The organism is Streptomyces misionensis (assembly GCF_900104815.1).
GTDB lineage: Bacteria > Actinomycetota > Actinomycetes > Streptomycetales > Streptomycetaceae > Streptomyces > Streptomyces misionensis.
Map to the genome: position 1 here is coordinate 2,113,319 of NZ_FNTD01000004.1, position 13,655 is coordinate 2,126,973.

Annotated in this window: 10 protein-coding genes and 1 riboswitch; of the genes, 9 read left to right on the forward strand and 1 reads right to left on the reverse strand. The window is 74.5% G+C overall.

Annotation, left to right across the window (positions count from 1 at the left end; genetic code table 11):
- The first annotated feature begins 136 nt into the window (after nt 1-136).
- From BLW85_RS11195 to cobI, 9 genes are all read left to right on the forward strand, one after another.
- Complete coding sequence (locus BLW85_RS11195; protein WP_074991967.1) at nt 137-1,393, forward strand: inorganic phosphate transporter; 1,257 nt, start codon at nt 137-139, stop codon at nt 1,391-1,393.
- A gap of 34 nt (nt 1,394-1,427) precedes the next feature.
- A complete protein-coding gene (locus BLW85_RS11200; protein WP_070025913.1) occupies nt 1,428-1,655 on the forward strand; it encodes a hypothetical protein in 228 nt (75 codons plus the stop codon).
- A gap of 132 nt (nt 1,656-1,787) precedes the next feature.
- Nucleotides 1,788-1,926: riboswitch (cobalamin riboswitch) on the forward strand.
- Nucleotides 1,927-2,030: 104 nt separating this feature from the next.
- Nucleotides 2,031-2,993: a cobalamin biosynthesis protein gene (locus BLW85_RS11205; protein WP_074991968.1), complete on the forward strand. Its 963-nt coding sequence runs from the start codon at nt 2,031-2,033 to the stop codon at nt 2,991-2,993.
- Nucleotides 2,990-4,498 (forward strand): cobyric acid synthase, encoded by a 1,509-nt coding sequence (locus tag BLW85_RS11210; RefSeq protein WP_074991969.1) that lies wholly within the window; start codon nt 2,990-2,992, stop codon nt 4,496-4,498. The genes BLW85_RS11205 and BLW85_RS11210 overlap by 4 nt, the downstream gene beginning before the upstream one ends.
- Entirely contained in the window at nt 4,495-8,151 is a 3,657-nt protein-coding gene (gene cobN, locus BLW85_RS11215) for a cobaltochelatase subunit CobN (RefSeq protein ID WP_074991970.1), read from the forward strand. Before BLW85_RS11210 ends, cobN begins: the two co-directional genes overlap by 4 nt.
- Nucleotides 8,148-10,163 carry a putative cobaltochelatase gene (locus BLW85_RS11220; protein WP_074991971.1) on the forward strand — a complete coding sequence of 672 codons (2,016 nt, stop codon included), beginning with the start codon at nt 8,148-8,150 and terminating at the stop codon, nt 10,161-10,163. The genes cobN and BLW85_RS11220 overlap by 4 nt, the downstream gene beginning before the upstream one ends.
- Nucleotides 10,163-10,762 carry a cob(I)yrinic acid a,c-diamide adenosyltransferase gene (gene cobO / locus BLW85_RS11225; protein ID WP_070025908.1) on the forward strand — a complete coding sequence of 200 codons (600 nt, stop codon included), beginning with the start codon at nt 10,163-10,165 and terminating at the stop codon, nt 10,760-10,762. The genes BLW85_RS11220 and cobO overlap by 1 nt, the downstream gene beginning before the upstream one ends.
- Nucleotides 10,756-12,132, forward strand: a complete 1,377-nt coding sequence (locus BLW85_RS11230) for a cobyrinic acid a,c-diamide synthase CobB (RefSeq protein WP_074991972.1) — start codon at nt 10,756-10,758, stop codon at nt 12,130-12,132. Before cobO ends, BLW85_RS11230 begins: the two co-directional genes overlap by 7 nt.
- Nucleotides 12,129-12,878, forward strand: coding sequence for a precorrin-2 C(20)-methyltransferase (gene cobI, locus BLW85_RS11235; protein ID WP_070025964.1), 750 nt, complete (start codon nt 12,129-12,131; stop codon nt 12,876-12,878). The genes BLW85_RS11230 and cobI overlap by 4 nt, the downstream gene beginning before the upstream one ends.
- A gap of 23 nt (nt 12,879-12,901) precedes the next feature.
- Here the strand turns inward: cobI and BLW85_RS11240 are convergent, their stop codons facing one another.
- The gene (locus BLW85_RS11240) at nt 12,902-13,633 is read right to left on the reverse strand and encodes a ZIP family metal transporter (RefSeq protein WP_070025906.1); all 732 of its coding nucleotides are present in this window, start codon (nt 13,631-13,633) and stop codon (nt 12,902-12,904) included.
- Nucleotides 13,634-13,655 lie beyond the last annotated feature (22 nt).

A 13,655-nucleotide genomic window follows, 5' to 3' on the forward strand; every position in this document is an offset into this window, starting at 1 on the left:
CGCCCGGGACGGGAGGCGAAAACGGAGGCCCACACCCCCCGTTACGGACACCCTCGTGCCCGTCCCAGTTCATCTTCCGTTCACCCAGGTTGCCTACGTTCATCCAGCCAACGACCTCGAACGATTGCCTGGGTAAATGGAAAGCTTCTCGCTGATCCTCGCGATTGTGGTGGTGACCGCACTCGCGTTTGATTTCACGAACGGTTTCCACGACACCGCGAACGCGATGGCCACCACCATCTCCACAGGCGCCATGAAGCCGAAGCTCGCGGTGGCCATGTCCGCCTCCCTCAACCTGGTGGGCGCCTTCCTCTCCGTGGAGGTCGCCAACACGATCTCCAAGGGTCTCGTCGACGAGAGCGGCATCCGTCCCGAGGTCATCTTCGCCGCCCTGGTCGGCGCGATCCTCTGGAACCTGGTGACCTGGCTGGTGGGCCTGCCCTCCAGTTCCTCCCACGCCCTGATGGGCGGTCTGATCGGCGCCGCCGTCGCCTCCGCCGGATTCGGCGCCGTGCACGGCGGCGTCCTGGTGACCAAGGTGCTGCTGCCCGCGGTCGCGGCGCCGGTCGTCGCGGGCATCGCCTCGATGGTCGCCACCCGGTCCTCCTACGGCATCGGCGGCAAGACCGAGGGCGTGGCCACCCGCAAGGGCTACCGCACCGGCCAGGTCGCCTCCGCCGCCCTGGTCTCCCTCGCGCACGGCACCAACGACGCGCAGAAGACGATGGGCATCATCACCCTCGCACTGATCGCGGGCGGCGCCATCTCCCCCGGCTCCAACCCTCCCACCTGGGTGATCCTCTCCGCGGGTCTGGCCATCGCGGCCGGCACCTACATCGGCGGCTGGCGCATCATCCGCACCATGGGCACCGGCCTGACCGACCTGGAGCCCCGTCAGGGCTTCGCCGCCCAGACCAGCGCCGCGACGGCCATCCTGGCCTCCTCCCACCTCGGCTTCTCCCTCTCCACCACCCACGTCGTCTCCGGCGCCGTGATGGGCGCGGGCCTGGGCCGCAAGGGCGGCGTGGTCCGCTGGTCCACCGCCACCCGCATGGCCGTCGCCTGGGTGCTCACCCTGCCGGCCGCCGCCCTGGTCGGCGCGGGCGCCGAGGCCGTCACCGAGCTGGGCGACTGGGGCACCGCCGTGGTCGCCGTCTTCCTGGTCGCCGCGAGCGCCTGGATCTACAAGCTGTCCCGCCGCGAGGTCATCGACCACACCAACGTGGTCGCCGACCCGCCCGCGGAGCCCTCCGGCGTGGTCACCACCGCCATCGCCGCGGTGACCCCGCCCCCGGCGGGCACCGTCGCCGACGGCCTGACCGCCACCATCCCGGCCCCGGCCGCCGAACCGGCGGCCACCGCCCCGGCCGTCCCGCCGGCCGCCACCGTCTGATCCCCGCGCCCCCGTTCACCAAGGAAGCATCCCCATGAAGATCGACTGGGCGGCCATCGGCTCCGTCTTCGGCGTCAGCCTCGTGTTCACGGTGGGCCTGGTGGCCCTGTTCACCCTCGGGGTCAACGGCCTGGCCAAGCGCGAGAAGGCCGCCGCCCAGGGCGAGTCCGCGGCGCTCGCCGTCACCGGCGCCTACGTCTGCTTCGCGGCGTGCGCGGCCGCGGTGGCGTACGGCATCGTCCTGATCGTCTCCAAGTCCTGACCGCACGGCCCCACTCGACGGCACACCCGAAGGCTCCCGCGCGCCCCTCGCGCGCCGGGGCCTTCGGCGTGCCCGTACCGTGGCGTGATGTGGGCATCCGCACACTCCCGCAGGTCAACGGCAAGTTGACGGCCGTTCCGGGCACGTGGTGGACTGCCCAGGCCATGTAGGGCGGCAGAAGAGGAAGCCGGTGCGAATCCGGCGCGGTCCCGCCACTGTCACCGGGGTGAACACCCCGGGAGCCAGGAACTCTCGCCGCCCGTTTTCTTCGTACCAGGGCGCGGACACCCTGAGTGAGGACCTGTATCGCCATGCTCGGCAGCCGAAGGACCAGTACCAGGACCACTGTCGCGGTGCCCACGGCCGGCTGAGCCGATGGGTGCCGATCGCAGGTATGCGTACGGCGCCGCCGCCGGGCTTCTCGGCGACCTGCTCCTCGGTGATCCCCGCCGCGGGCATCCGGTCGCCGCGTTCGGGCGTGCGGCCGCCGCGGTGGAGGGCGCGTTGTGGCACGACCACCGCGGCTGGGGCGCTCTGCACACCACCGTGTGCGCCGGTGGCGCCGTCGCGCTCGGAGCGCTGGCCGCACGCGTCGTACGCCCCTCCCCCGCCGCCTCCGTCGCGCTGACCGCCGCGGCCGCCTGGTCCGTGGTCGGCGGCACCTCGCTCGCCCGGGAGGCCCGGACCATCGGCCGCGCCCTGGCCGCCGGGGACGTCGAGGCGGCCCGCGCCCGGCTGCCCCATCTGTGCGGCCGGGACCCGCAGGCGCTGGACGCCGACGGCATCGCGCGGGCCGTGGTCGAGTCGGTCGCCGAGAACACCTCCGACGCGGTCGTGGGCGCCCTGGTGTGGGGCGCGGTCGCCGGGGTGCCGGGGCTGCTCGGCTTCCGCGCGGTCAACACCCTGGACGCGATGGTGGGTCACAAGTCCCCGCGCCACCGCCGCTTCGGCTGGGCCGCAGCCCGCCTGGACGACGTGGCCGGCTGGCCGGGGGCCCGGCTGACCGCCGTGCTCGCCGCCGCGGCCGGAGGCGACCCGCGCGGCGCCGTACGCGCCTGGCGCGCGGACGCCCGCCGGCACCCGAGCCCGAACGCCGGTCCCGTGGAGGCCTCCTTCGCGGGCGCCCTCGGCGTCCGGCTGGGCGGCACCCTCTCCTACGGCGGCCGCGTGGAACACCGCCCCGTCCTCAACGGCGCCGCCGGACGGCCCGTCCGGGCCGACGACATCGACCGGGCGGTACGGCTCTCCCGCCGCGTCGGTCTGCTCGCGCTCGGCACCACGGTCGCCGCGCGCCTCCTGGTCACCGGAGTCAAGGGTCTGAAGGGACACGGGAAATGAGCGGTGGTCTGCTCGTCGCCGGCACCACGTCGGACGCCGGCAAGAGCGTCGTGACGGCCGGGATCTGCCGCTGGCTGGCACGCCAGGGCGTGAAGGTCGCGCCGTTCAAGGCGCAGAACATGTCCCTGAACTCCTTCGTCACCCGCGAGGGCGCCGAGATCGGCCGGGCCCAGGCCATGCAGGCCCAGGCGTGCCGGATCGAACCGACCGCGCTGATGAACCCCGTGCTGCTCAAGCCGGGCGGCGAGCAGAGCAGCCAGGTGGTGCTGCTGGGCAGGCCGGTGGGCGAGATGAGCGCGCGCGGCTACCACGGCGGGCGGCAGCGGCGGCTGCTGGGCACGGTGCTGGACTGCCTGGCCGAGCTGCGGCGCACGTACGACGCGGTGATCTGCGAGGGGGCGGGCAGCCCGGCCGAGATCAATCTGCGGCGCACCGACATCGTCAACATGGGGATCGCGCGCGGTGCCCGGCTGCCCGTGCTGGTCGTCGGCGACATCGACCGCGGGGGCGTCTTCGCCTCCTTCTTCGGCACCCTCGCCCTGCTCGCGCCCGAGGACCAGGAGCTGGTCGCCGGGTTCCTGGTGAACAAGTTCCGGGGCGACGTCTCGCTGCTGGAGCCCGGGCTGGACATGCTGCGGGACCTCACCGGGCGGCGGACGTACGGCGTGCTGCCGTTCCGGCACGGACTGGGGATCGACGAGGAGGACGGACTGCGGGTGTCCCTCCGGGGCGCCGTGCGGGAGTCGGCCGTCGCTCCCCCCGTCGGCGAGGACGTGCTGCGCGTCGCCGTGTGCGCGATCCCGCTGATGTCCAACTTCACCGACGTGGACGCGCTGGCCGCCGAACCGGGCGTCGTGGTGCGGTTCGTGGACCGGCCGGAGGAACTGGCCGACGCGGACCTCGTGATCGTGCCCGGCACCCGGGGCACGGTCCGGGCGCTGGAGTGGCTGCGCGCCCGGGGGCTCGCGGACGCCCTGGTCCGGCGGGCCGCGTCGCAGCGGCCCGTGCTCGGCATCTGCGGCGGCTTCCAGATCCTCGGCGAGCACATCGAGGACGAGGTCGAGTCGCGCGCCGGCGCGGTTGCCGGGCTCGGCCTGCTGCCCGTACGAGTGCGCTTCGCCCGGGAGAAGACCCTCGCCCGGCCCGCCGGCCGGGCCCTCGGCGAGCCGGTGGAGGGGTACGAGATCCACCACGGGGTGGCGTCCGTCGAGGGCGGCGAACCCTTCCTGGACGGCTGCCGGTCGGGCCAGACCTGGGGCACCCACTGGCACGGCTCGCTGGAGTCGGACCGCTTCCGCCGGGCCTTCCTGCGCGAGGTGGCCGCCGCCGCGGGGCGCCGCTTCGTCCCGGCGCCGGACACCTCCTTCGCCGCGCTGCGCGAGGAGCAGCTGGACCGGCTCGGCGATCTGATCGAACAGCACGCGGACACGGACGCGCTGTGGCGGCTCATCGAGTCCGGCGCGCCGCAAGGACTGCCCTTCATTCCACCGGGAGCGCCCGCATGAGCACAGTGTTGTTGTTGTCGACCGCCGACACGGATCTGCTGGCGGCCCGGGCCTCCGGCGCGGACTACCGCATCGGCAACCCCACCCGGGTCGACGTCGCCGGGGAACTGCCGCGGCTGCTGGACGGCGCCGACCTCGCCGTCGTACGGCTCCTCGGCGGCAAGCGCGCCTGGGAGGAGGGGCTGGCCGCGCTGAAGGCGTCCGGTGTCCCGGCGGTGCTGCTGGGCGGCGAGGCGGTCCCGGACGCGGAGCTGATGGCCGAGTCCACGGTGCCCGCGGGCGTGGTCGCGGAGGCGCTGCGCTACCTGGTCGAGGGCGGCCCCGCGAACCTGCGGGAGCTGGCCCGCTTCCTGTCCGACACCGTGCTGCTGACCGGCGAGGGCTTCGAGGAGCCGCACCGGATGCCGGAGTACGGCGTCCACGGCGCCCACGAGATCCGCGCGGACCGCCCGACCGTGGGCGTGCTCTTCTACCGGGCCCACGAACTCAGCGGCAACACGGCCTTCGTGGACACCCTGTGCGCGGCCGTCGAGGCGCGGGGTGCCAACGCCCTCCCGGTGTACTGCGGTTCGCTGCGCGGCGCGGACCCCGGGCTGTACGAGCTGCTGGGGCGGGCCGACGCGCTGGTGGCCACCGTGCTGGCGGCCGGCGGCACGCACGCCTCCGGGGCGTCGGCCGGCGGGGACGAGGAGTCCTGGGACATCGGCGCGCTGGCGGACCTCGACGTCCCGGTGCTGCAGGGTCTGTGCCTCACCTCCTCGCGGGCCGCCTGGGAGGAGTCGGACGCGGCGCTGTCCCCCATGGACGCGGCGATGCAGGTCGCCATCCCGGAGTTCGACGGCCGGCTGATCACCGTGCCCTTCTCCTTCAAGGAGCAGGGCCCCGACGAGGTCCCGGTCTACGTCGCCGACCCCGAGCGGGCCGCGCGGGTGGCCGGGATCGCGGTGCGGCACGCCCGGCTGCGGCACAAGCCGAACGCAGAGAAGAAGATCGCGCTCGTCTTCACCGCGTACCCGACCAAGCACTCCCGGGTCGGCAACGCGGTCGGCCTGGACACCCCGGCGTCGGCGGTGCGGGTGCTGGACGCGCTGCGGGACGCCGGGTACGGGGTCAGCGGATACCCGTCCGGCGGCGACGAGTTGATCCACCGGCTGATCGAGGCCGGCGGCCACGACGTGGAGTGGCTGACCGAGGAGCAGCTGGCCGCCGCGCCCGCGCGGGTGCCGCTGGCCGACTACCGGGCGTGGTTCGAGACGCTGGACCCGGGGCTGCGCGAGGCGATGACCGAGGCGTGGGGCGAGCCGCCGGGCAGCCTGTACGTGGACGGCGACGACATCGTGCTGGCGTCCCTGCGGTTCGGGAACGTCGTGGTCATGATCCAGCCGCCGCGCGGCTTCGGGGAGAACCCGATCGCGATCTACCACGACCCCGACATGCCGCCCTCGCACCACTACATGGCGGCCTACCGCTGGCTGGAGCACGGCTTCGGCGCCGACGCGGTCGTGCACATGGGCAAGCACGGCACGATGGAGTGGCTGCCGGGCAAGGGCCTCGGCCTCTCCCGCGGCTGTGCCCCGGACGCGGTCCTCGGCGAACTGCCGCTGGTCTACCCGTTCATCGTCAACGACCCCGGCGAGGGCACCCAGGCCAAGCGGCGCGGGCACGCCACGGTGGTGGACCACCTGGTGCCGCCGATGGCCCGCGCCGACACCTACGGCGACCTGGCCAAGCTGGAGCAGCTGCTGGACGAGTACGCGCTCGTCTCCGACCTGGACCCGGCCAAGGCCCCGGCGGTGCGCGCCCAGATCTGGACCCTGGTCAAGGCCGCCGAGCTCCACCACGACCTGCATGTGGACGAGCAGCCGGACGACGCGGAGTTCGACGAGTTCGTCATGCACATCGACGGCTATCTGTGCGAGATCAAGGACGTGCAGATCCGCGACGGCCTGCACGTCCTGGGCGGCGGCCCGGTCGGCGAACCGCGGGTGAACCTCGTCCTCGCCGTGCTGCGCGCCTCCCAGGTGTGGGGCGGCCGGGCGAACGCCCTGCCCGGTCTGCGGGCCTGTCTCGCCGCCCACTTCGGGCTGGTGGAGAAGGAGTTGCTGGCCGAGCCGGGTGCCGCGGTGAAGGTGCCGGTGGAGCTGACCGACCTGGCGCCGGGCCCGGCGCGGACGGCGGCCGACGCGATCGACCTGCTGGAGCAGCTGTGCCGCCGGGTCGCGGAGGGCATGGAGGCGCGGGACTGGGCGCGCGCGGCCGTCGGGGACGTCGTACGGGAGGCACTGGGCGCTGCCGTGCCGCCGGAGGCGGTGGCGGTGCTGGAGTTCGCGTGCGACGAGGTGGTGCCCCGGCTGGCGCGCACCTCGGACGAGATCGGGCACATCCTGCGCGCGCTGGACGGCGGTTACGTCCCGGCGGGCCCCTCGGGGTCACCGACCCGCGGCCTGGTCAACGTGCTGCCCACGGGCCGCAACTTCTACTCGGTCGACCCGAAGGCGATCCCGTCCCGGCTGAGCTGGGAGGTCGGGCAGTCGCTCGCCGACTCGCTGGTGCGGCGGTATCTGGCCGACACCGGCGAGTACCCGAAGTCCGTCGGCCTGACGGTCTGGGGCACCTCCGCGATGCGCACCCAGGGCGACGACATCGCCGAGATCCTGGCCCTGCTGGGCTGCCGTCCGGTCTGGGACGACGCCTCGCGCCGGGTGACCGGCTTCGAGATCATCCCGCAGGCCGAGCTGGGGCGCCCGCGCATCGACGTCACGGTCCGTATCTCCGGCTTCTTCCGGGACGCGTTCCCGCACGTCGTGGGGCTGATCGACGACGCGGTGCGGGCGGTGGCCGAGCTGGCGGAGCCGGCGGAGTCCAACTATGTGCGGGCGCACGTTGTGCAGGACACCGCCGAACACGGTGACCGGCGCCGCGCGACCGCCCGGATCTTCGGTTCCAAGCCGGGTGCGTACGGCGCGGGTCTGCTGCCGCTGATCGACGCCCGCAACTGGCGCTCCGACGCCGACCTCGCCGAGGTGTACGCCGTCTGGGGCGGTTACGCGTACGGGCGCGGGCTCGACGGGCGGGCGGCGCGCGGCGACATGGAGACGGCGTTCAAGCGGATCGCGGTGGCGGCGAAGAACGTCGACACCCGTGAGCACGACCTGGTCGACGCCGACGACTACTTCCAGTACCACGGCGGCATGGTCGCCATGGTCCGGCATCTGACCGGCGCCAACCCCGAGGCGTACGTGGGCGATTCGGCCGTTCCGGACCAGGTGCGCACGCGGACGCTGGGCGAGGAGACGCACCGCGTGTTCCGGGCGCGGGTGGTCAACCCGCGCTGGATGGCGGCGATGCGGCGGCACGGCTACAAGGGCGCCTTCGAGATGGCGGCGACCGTGGACTACCTGTTCGGCTACGACGCCACGGCGGGCGTGGTGGACGACTGGATGTACGAGAAGCTCAGCGCCGAGTACGTCTTCGACCCGGAGAACCGGGACTTCATGAAGAAGTCCAACCCCTGGGCGCTGCGCGGCATCACCGAGCGGCTGCTGGAGGCGGCGGACCGGGGCCTGTGGGCCGAGCCGGACGCGGACACGCTGGAGCGGCTGCGTGCCACCTATCTGGAGCTGGAAGGCGACTTGGAGGGCGACGACCAGTGACCACCCCCTTTCCTTTCACGGCCGTGGTCGGCCAGGACGATCTGCGGCTGGCGCTGCTGCTGAACGCCGTCTCCCCGGCGGTCGGCGGGGTGCTGGTGCGCGGCGAGAAGGGCACCGCCAAGTCCACGGCGGTGCGGGCCCTTTCGGCGCTGCTGCCCGAGGTGGCCGTGGTGCCCGGGTGCCGGTTCTCCTGCGATCCGGCCGCCCCGGACCCGGCCTGCCCGGACGGGCCGCACGAGCCGGGGCCGGGTGCGCGACGGGCCGCGCGGATGGTCGAGCTGCCGGTCGGTGCCTCGGAGGACCGGCTGGTCGGCGCGCTGGACATCGAGCGGGCGCTCGCGGAGGGCGTGAAGGCGTTCGAGCCGGGCCTGCTCGCCGACGCGCACCGGGGCATCCTGTACGTGGACGAGGTCAACCTGCTCCACGACCATCTGGTCGACCTGCTGCTGGACGCGGCGGCGATGGGCTCCTCGTACGTGGAGCGCGAGGGCGTGTCCGTGCGGCACGCGGCGCGTTTCCTGCTCGTCGGGACGATGAACCCCGAGGAGGGCGAGCTGCGGCCGCAGCTGCTCGACCGGTTCGGGCTGACCGTGGAGGTCGCGGCCTCGCGGGAGCCGGACCAGCGGGTGGAGGTCGTCAGGCGCCGGCTGGCCTACGACGACGATCCGGACGGCTTCGCCGCGCGGTGGGCCGCCGAGGAGGCCGCCGTTCGCCAACGGATCGCTGCGGCGCGGGAGTTGCTGCCGCGGGTGCGGCTGGGCGACGGCGCGCTGCGGCAGATCGCGGCGACCTGCGCGGCCTTCGAGGTGGACGGCATGCGCGCCGACATCGTGATGGCGCGCACGGCGACCGCGCTGGCCGCGTGGGCCGGGCGGACGGACGTGCTGGCCGAGGACGTGCGGCAGGCCGCGCTGCTGGCGCTGCCGCACCGCAGGCGCCGCAACCCCTTCGACGCGCCGGGCCTGGACGAGGACAAGCTGGACGAGACGCTGGAGCAGTCCGCCGGGCAGGACGGCGACGGGGACGGGGACGGGGACGACGATCCCGGCCCCGGCGGTCCCGGTGGCGGTGGCGTGCCCGAGCCCGAGGACGGTCCGCAGGGCGGCGGGGACACCGCCGCGCGGCCCGAGGCCGGCGAGGGCGGGGAGCCGCAGGCAGCGGGATCGCGGGAGCAGTCGGCCGCGCGGGCCGCCGAGCCGTTCCGGACCAAGGCGCTGAGCGTGCCCGGGATCGGGGAGGGCGCCGCCGGGCGGCGCTCGCGGGCGCGGACCGAGCACGGGCGGACGACCGGGGCCCGGCGGCCGCGGGGCGCCCTGACCAAGCTGCACCTGGCGGCGACCGTACGGGCCGCCGCCCCGCACCAGCGGGCGCGGGGTCGGTCCGGGCCGGGGCTGGTGGTCCGCCGGGACGATCTGCGGCAGGCCGTCAGGGAGGGGCGCGAGGGCAACCTGGTGCTGTTCGTCGTCGACGCCTCCGGGTCGATGGCGGCCCGGCAGCGGATGAGCGCCGTGAAGGGCGCCGTGCTGTCGCTGCTGCTCGACGCCTACCAGCGGCGGGACAAGGTCGGTCTGGTGACGTTCCGGGGGTCGGCCGCGGAGGTCGCGCTGCCGCCGACGTCCTCCGTGGACGCGGCCGCCGTACGGCTGGAGTCGCTGCCGACCGGGGGCCGTACGCCGCTGGCGGCCGGGCTGCTCAAGGCGCACGAGGTGCTGTGGGTGGAGCGGCTGCGGGATCCGGCGCGCCGGGCGCTGGTCGTGGTGGTGACCGACGGGCGGGCCACGGGCGGACCGGAGCCGGTGGCGCTCGCCGGACGCGCGGCACGGCTGTTCGCGGCCGAGGCGGTCGCGTCGGTGGTCGTGGACTGCGAGTCGGGTCCGGTACGGCTCGGTCTCGCCGGGCGGCTCGCGGGCGAGCTGGGCGGTACGGCCGTCACGCTGGACGAGCTGCGGGCCGACTCGATCGCCGGTCTCGTCAGGGATGTGCAGGGGAACAGCAGCAGGAGGGCCGCGTAATGCCTCAGGGGCAGCCGAGTGTCGTACCCGACGACGGCCTGACGACCCGTCAGCGGCGCAACCGTCCGCTGGTCGTCGTGCACACCGGGGTCGGCAAGGGCAAGTCCACCGCCGCGTTCGGGCTCGCGCTGCGGGCCTGGAACCAGGGGTGGCCCATCGGGGTGTTCCAGTTCGTCAAGTCGGCGAAGTGGAAGGTCGGCGAGGAGAACGCGCTGCGCGTGCTGGGTGCCTCCGGCGAGGGCGGCACCGTCGCCTGGCACAAGATGGGCGAGGGCTGGTCCTGGGTCCAGCGGGACGCGCAGATGGACAACGAGGAGAAGGCCCGGGAGGGCTGGGAGCAGGTCAAGCGGGACCTGGCGGCGCAGACGTACCGGCTGTACGTGCTGGACGAGTTCGCGTACCCGATGCACTGGGGCTGGGTGGACACCGACGAGGTGATCGAGGTGCTGCGCACGCGGCCCGGCACCCAGCACGTGGTCGTCACCGGGCGGAACGCGCCGCCAAAGCTGGTGGACTTCGCCGACCTGGTGACGGACATGTCGAAGGTGAAGCACCCCATGGACGTGGGGCAGAAGGGCCAGAAGGGCATCGAGTGGTGAGTTCGCCGGTGCCCCGGCTGGTCGTCGCCGCGCCCTCCTCGGGCAGCGGCAAGACCACCGTGGCCACGGGGCTGATGGCCGCGTTCGCCGCGCGGGGGCTCGCCGTGTCCCCGCACAAGGTCGGGCCGGACTACATCGACCCCGGGTACCACGCGCTCGCGACCGGGCGGACGGGGCGGAACCTGGACGCGTACCTGTGCGGGCCGGAGCTGATCGCCCCGCTGTTCCTGCACGGGGCGCGGGGGTGCGACCTCGCCGTGGTCGAGGGCGTGATGGGGCTGTACGACGGCGCCGCCGGGGAGGGCGAGCTGGCGTCCACCGCGCAGGTCGCCAAGCTGCTGCGGGCGCCGGTGGTGCTGGTGGTGGACGCCTCGGCGCAGTCGCGGTCGGTGGCGGCGCTGGTGCACGGGTTCGCGTCGTGGGACCCGGGGGTGCGGATCGGCGGCGTGATCCTGAACAAGGTGGGGTCCGACCGCCACGAGGAGCTGCTGCGCGAGGCGCTGGACTCGGCGGGGGTGCCGGTGCTGGGCGTGCTGCGGCGGGCCCGTCCGGTCGAGACGCCGTCCCGGCACCTGGGCCTGGTGCCGGTGGCCGAGCGGCAGTCGGCGGCGACCGGCTCCGTGGCGGCGATGGCGGCACTGGTCTCCGAGGGGTGCGACCTGGCCGCGCTGGAGGCGCTGGCCCGTACCGCCGGACCGGTGCCGGGGGACCCGTGGAGCCCCCTGCCGCCCGGCCCCGACGGCCCGGTCCGGCCGGCCGGCGGGCCGGGGCCGCGCATCGCGGTGGCCGGCGGCCCGGCCTTCACCTTCTCCTACGCCGAGCACACCGAACTGCTCACCGCCGCCGGCGCCGAGGTCGTCCCCTTCGATCCGCTGCGGGCGGAGCGGCTGCCCGACGGCACGGCCGGGCTGGTCGTCGGCGGCGGTTTCCCCGAGGTGTACGCCGCCGAGCTGTCCGCCAACGAGCCGCTGCGCGCGGCCGTCGCCGAACTCGCCGCGTCCGGGGCGCCGATCGCCGCCGAGTGCGCCGGACTGCTCTATCTGTGCCGGGAGTTGGACGGCCGCCCCATGTGCGGGGTGCTGGACGCCACCGCGCGGATGACGGAGCGGCTCATCCTCGGGTACCGGGACGCCGTGGCCGTCGGGGACAGCGCGCTGGCCGCGGCCGGGACGCGGATGCGGGGGCACGAGTTCCATCGCACCGCGGTCGAGCCGGGCGCCGGTCCCGCCCCCGCGTGGGGCGTCCGGGGCCGGGACCGGCGGGTGGAGGGTTTTGTTCAGCGGGGCGTGCACGCGAGTTACCTGCACACGCACTGGGCGTCCGAGCCCGGTGTGGCCCGTCGGTTCGTGGAGAGGTGCCGGACGTCATGAGCAGCAGGCTGATCGGTGTCGGAGTCGGTCCGGGCGACCCGGAGCTGGTGACGGTGAAGGGGGTCAACGCGCTGCGGGCGGCCGACGTCGTCGTCGTGCCGGTGATGGGCGCGGCCGACGGGCGGGACGGGGGTGAGCCGGGGCGCGCCGAGGCGACCGTGCTGCACTACGTGGCCGAGGAGAAGGTCGTCCGCGTGGTGTTCGCGCTGAACGAGCGGACCGACCGCACCCGCCGGGAGGCCGCCTGGGACGCCGCGGGCGAGCGGGTCGCCGCGCTGCTGGGGCGGCACGGCTCGGTCGCCTTCGCCACCATCGGCGATCCGAACGTGTACTCGACGTTCACGTATCTCGCGCAGACCGTCGCGGAGCTGGTGCCGGGGCTCGTCGTGGAGACCGTGCCCGGGATCACCGCCATGCAGGACCTGGCGGCGCGCTCCGGTGCCGTGCTGACCGAGGGCACCGAGCCGCTGACGCTGGTGCCGGTCACGGCGGGTTCCGCGGTGCTGGAGGAGGCGCTGGCCGGGCCGGGGACGGTCGTGGCGTACAAGTTCGGGCGGCAGGCCGCCGAGGTCGCCGGGGCGCTGACCCGCTCCGGGCGGCTCCAGGACGCGGTGTGGGGGTCGGCGCTGGGACTGCCCGAGGAGTCGGTGCGGCCGGCCGCCGAGCTGGACGGCGCGCCGTTGCCGTATCTGTCGACGCTGATCGCGCCGCCGCGGCGGGACGGCGGGCGGGGCGGCAAGCTGTGAGCCGCGCGGGAGGGCCGGTGCCCTCAGCCGGAGATGCCGACCACCAGCCAGATGAACGCCGCGCCGGCGACCGTGCACAGCAGGGTGGAGCGGGCCGGGTGCTCGTGGTGGGCCTCGGGCAGGATCTCGGCGGCGGCGAGGTAGAGCAGCACGCCGCCGAAGAGGCCGAGATAGCCGCCGAGCACCGCTTCGGGGATGTGGAAGAAGACGGTGGACAGCGCGCCGGCCAGGGGGGCGCAGGCGTCGGCGAGCAGCATGCCGAGGGCGCGGCGGCGGGCGTTGCCGTACAGGCTGGTGATGGTGAAGGTGTTGAAGCCGTCGGCGAAGTCGTGGGCGATCACGGCGAGCGCGACGGCGGTGCCCATGCCGCCGCCGACCTGGAAGGCCGCGCCGATCGCCACGCCGTCCATGGCGCTGTGGCCCACCATGGCGCCGGCCGCGGTGAGGCCGACCTCGGGCGCCCGGTGATGGTCGTGCTCGTCCCCGCCGTGGGCGGCCTGGCGCGCGGCGAGGGTGCGTTCCACGAGGTGGGCCAGGAGAAAACCGGTCACGAACAGCAGCAGTGCGGCGGGTACCCCGAAGATCTCGCGGTCGGCGGCGCGCAGTGCCTCCGGCAGCAGGTCCAGGCCGACCACGCCCAGCATGAGACCGCCGGCGAGTCCGAGGACGAGATGCCGACGGTCGGTCACCCGCTGTGCCGTCCAGCCGCCGGCCAGCGTCATCAGGAACGCGCCGAGCGCGACGAAGACCGCCATAGGCACTTGCTATCCGATGAAG

Coding starts and splice junctions, on each gene's coding strand:
- BLW85_RS11195 (WP_074991967.1), top strand. CDS start 137: ATGGAAAGCTTCTCGCTGATCCTCGCGATTGTGGTGGTGACCGCACTC.
- cobN (WP_074991970.1), top strand. CDS start 4,495: ATGAGCACAGTGTTGTTGTTGTCGACCGCCGACACGGATCTGCTGGCG.
- BLW85_RS11240 (WP_070025906.1), bottom strand. CDS start 13,633: ATGGCGGTCTTCGTCGCGCTCGGCGCGTTCCTGATGACGCTGGCCGGC.
- cobO (WP_070025908.1), top strand. CDS start 10,163: ATGCCTCAGGGGCAGCCGAGTGTCGTACCCGACGACGGCCTGACGACC.
- BLW85_RS11205 (WP_074991968.1), top strand. CDS start 2,031: ATGGGTGCCGATCGCAGGTATGCGTACGGCGCCGCCGCCGGGCTTCTC.
- BLW85_RS11200 (WP_070025913.1), top strand. CDS start 1,428: ATGAAGATCGACTGGGCGGCCATCGGCTCCGTCTTCGGCGTCAGCCTC.
- BLW85_RS11210 (WP_074991969.1), top strand. CDS start 2,990: ATGAGCGGTGGTCTGCTCGTCGCCGGCACCACGTCGGACGCCGGCAAG.
- cobI (WP_070025964.1), top strand. CDS start 12,129: ATGAGCAGCAGGCTGATCGGTGTCGGAGTCGGTCCGGGCGACCCGGAG.